Here is a 4,326-nt window from a genome sequence, read left to right as displayed (position 1 = left end):
TCATTGCCCACCGCTCACCCCCACCCCTCACGCGGCGAGTGGTCGTTCTACCTCGGCCATGTCGCTCTCCAGCGCATATTCTTGCGCCATCGCTTCATAGCCGCGCCCGGCGCTGAAGCGGGGGCGGGTGGTGCCGGTGGGGACGAAGCCCAGCCGCCGCAGCACCGCGCCCGAGGCCGGGTTGTCGATATAGTGGCTGGCGACGATCCGCCGGTGGCCGAGCGCCCAGGCATTGGCGATCACCGCGCGCGCCGCTTCGGTGGCATAGCCCCGGCCCCAATGGTCGCGCGCGATCCAGTAGCCGATCTCGACCTCGCCGCGATCGGTGCGACCGAGGCCGCAGCTGCCGATCAGCGTCTGCCCGGCATCGCCCGGCAGGGTGAGCAGATAGTGGGGCACCAGCGGGTCCTGCGCGCGCGCGGCGAATTCACGGGCGTCTTCAGGGGTATAGGGCCAGGGCGCGCGGGCAAGATTGCACACGATGCGCTCGTCGTTGATGGCCGCGAACAGCGCCTCGGCATCTTCGGGCCAGACCGGCCGCAGCAACAATCTTTGCGTTCTTGCAAACATTATGTCTCTCCTGTGTTACCCGCGCCCATGCCAGCCAAACATGACAGGCTGGAGTCAGCGCGGTGACAGGGAGACAAAAAGAAAGGGAGACGGGACGGACCCCATCTCCCTGTCATCTGGTCCGGGTGTTTCACCGGCCGGGGTCATCCCTGTGAGAGGACGACCCGTCATCGATCGTCCGTTATTCGGCGGCTTCCGCCATCGCCGGGGCGACTACCGATACGTATTTGCGGCCAAGGCGACCTTCGTGGAACTTCACGCGGCCTTCGGTGAGCGCAAACAGCGTATGGTCCTTGCCCATGCCGACATTGGCACCGGCATAGACCTTGGTTCCGCGCTGGCGGATGATAATGTTGCCGCCGATGACGGGCTCGCCACCGAACTTCTTCACGCCAAGACGACGACCTGCGGAATCACGACCGTTGCGCGACGAACCGCCTGCTTTCTTATGTGCCATTTCTCAAAACTCCTTGGGTTCGCGCGCGATCAGGCGTTGTCAGCCGACGAATCGGTGTCAGCGGCCTTCTTGGTGGCAGCCTTCTTGGCCGGAGCCTTTTTGGGTGCAGCCTCGGCAGCGGGGGTTTCGGCAGCAGCTTCGACCGGAGCTTCGGTCTTGGCGGCAGCGGCCTTCTTCGGCGCAGCCTTCTTGGCTTCCTCGCCCACGGCGACGATGCGCAGGATCGTGTGCTGCTGACGATGGCCAAGCTTGCGGCGATAGTTGTGGCGACGCTTCTTCTTGAAGATCACCACCTTTTCTGCCTTCGCCTGCGCGATGATCTCGGCGGAGACGACCACACCGGCCACATCCTTGACCTCGCCGCCGTCACCGGCGAGCAGAACGTCGTTCAGCGCAATGACGTCGCCAGCCTCGCCGGCCAGCTTTTCCACTGCGATTTTGTCTCCGGCTGCAACGCGATACTGCTTGCCGCCTGTGCGCACGATAGCGAACATGGGTTGTCTCGTTTCTGTTAGCTTCAATCGGGTTCCGGGCACGCAATTTGCGGCGATCATCTGTTTCATCCTGTCTGTTGCCAGACCCGAATCGGCAGAGTGAAAACCACTGCCCTGCGACGGGATGTCCCGCGCCGGAAAGCCATGCCCGTTAGGTGAAAGCGCCGGTCCTGTCAACCGCTGCAGCGGCTTTTTTGGCCGATCGCGCCGATGATGGCCGCACTGCGCCGCAAGCCGGTTGCCCGCGATTGCGTGCTGTCCTAGAGCCTTGGGCCATGAAAGTCACCCCGGCAAAGCTCGCCCGTTCGCTCGTCCTTGCATGGCCCATGCTGCTCGCCGGCTGCCTGCAGCCCATGGCCGAGCTGCCCTCGCTCGAGCGGCGCGAGGTCGAGCTGCGCGATCGCGCGGCCGAGGCCAAGGCGCCGCCGCCGCCGATCGAGAGCATCGCCGACCCCGCGCTGGCGCGCGATCTGACCGCGATGCTGGCGCGGGCCGACAAGGCCGAGGCCGATTTTGCCGTGGCGCGCTCGGCAGCGCAGCAGGCGGCAGGCGCGGCGCGCGGCAAGGAAGTCGGCAGCGAGAGCTGGTCGGTCGCGCAGACGCGGATCAGCGCGCTCGATGCGCCGCGGCGCGAGCTCGCGCAGATCCTGGGCGATCTGGAAGAGCTTTATGTCGCGCGGCTGCAGAAGGAGGCGGCAGGCGAGGTGAAGCCGGGCGGCAGCGACCAGATCGAACAGGCGCGCCAGCACGTGCTGGCGCTGCTCGAAAGCCAGGATCAGGTGATCGGCAGCCTCAAGGCGAGTCTCGCCAGTTGACGTGATTTTACCGGGCTGACCACTCGGCTCGTCGCAACCCTCGGTGAAGCGGCACGTAGTGCGTGCATCGTTCACCGAGGAAATAGACTCATGAAATCCCTTTATACCGCCACCGCCGCTGCAGCGCTTATGCTCACCGGCACCGCCGCGTTCGCGCAGAGTGATACCGGCGCGCAGGAGCAGCAGCGCTCGCGTCAGCAGGAGCGACTGAACTCGATCTTCGGCGCATTGTTCGGTGACCGCACCGGTTCGACCCAGTCGATCGAGGCGCAATGGCAGTTCGGGCGCACCCCGCTCGCCACGCAGCGCGCGCAGTTCGAGGCGCGGGTCGATGCCGATATCCGCTCGGGCCAGATCGACCGCCGCACCGGCGACCGGCTGAAGAGCGACTATTATGATCTCGTCCAGCTCGAGGCGCGCTATGGCGCCGACCGCCGCTTCACCGTGCAGGAGCGCGAGGACCTGGCCGAGCGCTATGCCCGCCTGACCCAGGTGATCGCCGATGGCGCCTATGGCGACGAATATGAATCGGACATCGGCATCTCGGTCGCCGACGGCCAGGGCGAATTCAACCAGCGCGTCGATGCGCAGGTTTCCGCGCGCCGGATCACGCGAGTCGAAGGTGCGCGGCTGAAGACCGATTATGCGGCGCTGGTGCGCACGGAGGCGAGCTATCTGCGCGATGGCCGCATCACCGACCAGGAGCGCGACGATCTTTATACCCGGCTGGAAGCGCTCGATGCGCGGGTCGGCGACATGGCCTCGACCGGTGGCGGCAGCACGGTGCAGACCCCGCGCGCGCGTCTGGATGCCATCGCCCGCGCGCTGCCCGCGAGCGGCCTGTCCGCCAGCGCCCTGGCGCAGCTGCGCGTCGAGCACGAGGACCTGACGCGTCTGGAAGCCGCCTATGCGCGGCTCAACCCCAGCGCCGACGAGCGCGCCTATCTCGACCGCCGTCTGGGCGATCTGGAGACGCGCGCGCGCGTTCGCCGCTGATCGTTCGTTTACATCTCTCTCCAACTGGGAGGGCATCGCCTGCGCGATGCCCTCCTTTTTGTTTTACATTTGATGATTGCCGCAGCGATCCGGACTCGATAGCCTTGCCCCACCAAAGCGGCGGGGAGGGCGGTGATGGTCGAGGATCCGATATGGCAGGCGCTTGCCCAGATGCGTATCGAGCCCCCGGGCGCGGCGCTCGGGTTCACCCGGCGACTGGCCCGCGAGAATGGCTGGTCGCGCGGCCATGCGGAAGCGGTGATGACCGAATATCGCCGCTTTCTCTATCTCGCCGCGACCGGCACGACCGAGGTCACCCCGTCCGATCAGGTCGACCAGGCCTGGCACCTGCACCTGGCCTATACCAGGCATTACTGGGAAGAGCTGTGCGCCCGGATCATCGGGCGGCCGCTGCACCATGGCCCGACCGCCGGCGGCGCGTCCGAGGGGCGCAAGTATCGCGCGCTCTATGCCGAAACGCTGCAGCGCTATCGCGACACGTTCGGCGAGGAGCCGCCGCGCGACATCTGGCCACCTTCGGACATCCGCTTCGGCACGCGTTATCAATGGGTCGACCGCACCCGCCATTATCTGCTGCCGCGCAAGGCGGTGTCGATCGCCGGCATGGCGGGCGGGGCGGCGCTGCTCGCGGCGTGCACCGCGCTCGCTGCCAGCAAGGTCAGCGAAGTCACACGCACCAGCAGTTCGAGCCAGTCGTTCGATGCCCTTATCGGGATCGTCATCCTGCTGGTCGCAGCCCTGGTGCTGGTATTGCTGCTGCGCTGGTCGTGGCGATCGGCGCGGCGCCTGATGGTGCCCAAGGCGCAGGCGGATCGTCGCAAGCGCGGCGATGACAGTTCGGACAGCTCGAGCGGCTTGTCGTTCGAGGGCTGGTCGGATGCAGGCGGCGCGGCGGCAGCGGCGGGCGGTGCGGCGTTCGTCGCGGGCGGCGGCGATTTCGGCGGCGGCGGCGCGGAGGCGGGCTGGGACGGCG

6 protein-coding genes are annotated in these 4,326 nt (G+C 66.9%); 3 read left to right on the top strand and 3 right to left on the bottom strand.

Features of this window, described 5'->3' with window-relative positions:
• Nucleotides 1–27 precede the first annotated feature (27 nt).
• The 3 genes from AX735_RS17710 to rplU form a co-directional block, all read right to left on the bottom strand.
• Nucleotides 28–570, bottom strand: coding sequence for a GNAT family N-acetyltransferase (locus tag AX735_RS17710; protein ID WP_023839571.1), 543 nt, complete (start codon nucleotides 568–570; stop codon nucleotides 28–30).
• A 181-nt stretch (nucleotides 571–751) separates the two neighbouring features.
• Entirely contained in the window at nucleotides 752–1,027 is a 276-nt protein-coding gene (gene rpmA / locus AX735_RS17705; protein ID WP_023839572.1) for a 50S ribosomal protein L27, read from the bottom strand.
• Nucleotides 1,028–1,056: 29 nt separating this feature from the next.
• Nucleotides 1,057–1,521 carry a 50S ribosomal protein L21 gene (gene rplU, locus AX735_RS17700; protein ID WP_060980085.1) on the bottom strand — a complete coding sequence of 155 codons (465 nt, stop codon included), beginning with the start codon at nucleotides 1,519–1,521 and terminating at the stop codon, nucleotides 1,057–1,059.
• Nucleotides 1,522–1,796: 275 nt separating this feature from the next.
• On the opposite strand from rplU, the gene AX735_RS17695 reads away from it, so the two are divergent.
• The 3 genes from AX735_RS17695 to AX735_RS26060 form a co-directional block, all read left to right on the top strand.
• Nucleotides 1,797–2,336, top strand: a complete 540-nt coding sequence (locus AX735_RS17695) for a hypothetical protein (protein ID WP_066282863.1) — start codon at nucleotides 1,797–1,799, stop codon at nucleotides 2,334–2,336.
• Between the two features lie 90 nt (nucleotides 2,337–2,426).
• On the top strand, nucleotides 2,427–3,332 hold the full coding sequence (locus AX735_RS17690; protein WP_066282860.1) for a hypothetical protein: 906 nt from the start codon (nucleotides 2,427–2,429) through the stop codon (nucleotides 3,330–3,332).
• A gap of 135 nt (nucleotides 3,333–3,467) precedes the next feature.
• Nucleotides 3,468–4,326: hypothetical protein (locus AX735_RS26060; RefSeq protein WP_202189611.1), on the top strand; the 859-nt coding region annotated here is incomplete at its 3' end.

It is taken from the genome of Blastomonas sp. CCH1-A6 (genome assembly GCF_001556365.1).
GTDB lineage: Bacteria > Pseudomonadota > Alphaproteobacteria > Sphingomonadales > Sphingomonadaceae > Blastomonas > Blastomonas ursincola.
The sequence above is the reverse complement of the archived record's forward strand: the minus strand, read 5'-3'. Positions and strand labels throughout refer to the sequence as shown.

Coding starts and splice junctions, on each gene's coding strand:
- AX735_RS17710 (WP_023839571.1), bottom strand. CDS start 570: ATGTTTGCAAGAACGCAAAGATTGTTGCTGCGGCCGGTCTGGCCCGAA.
- rpmA (WP_023839572.1), bottom strand. CDS start 1,027: ATGGCACATAAGAAAGCAGGCGGTTCGTCGCGCAACGGTCGTGATTCC.
- rplU (WP_060980085.1), bottom strand. CDS start 1,521: ATGTTCGCTATCGTGCGCACAGGCGGCAAGCAGTATCGCGTTGCAGCC.
- AX735_RS17695 (WP_066282863.1), top strand. CDS start 1,797: ATGAAAGTCACCCCGGCAAAGCTCGCCCGTTCGCTCGTCCTTGCATGG.
- AX735_RS17690 (WP_066282860.1), top strand. CDS start 2,427: ATGAAATCCCTTTATACCGCCACCGCCGCTGCAGCGCTTATGCTCACC.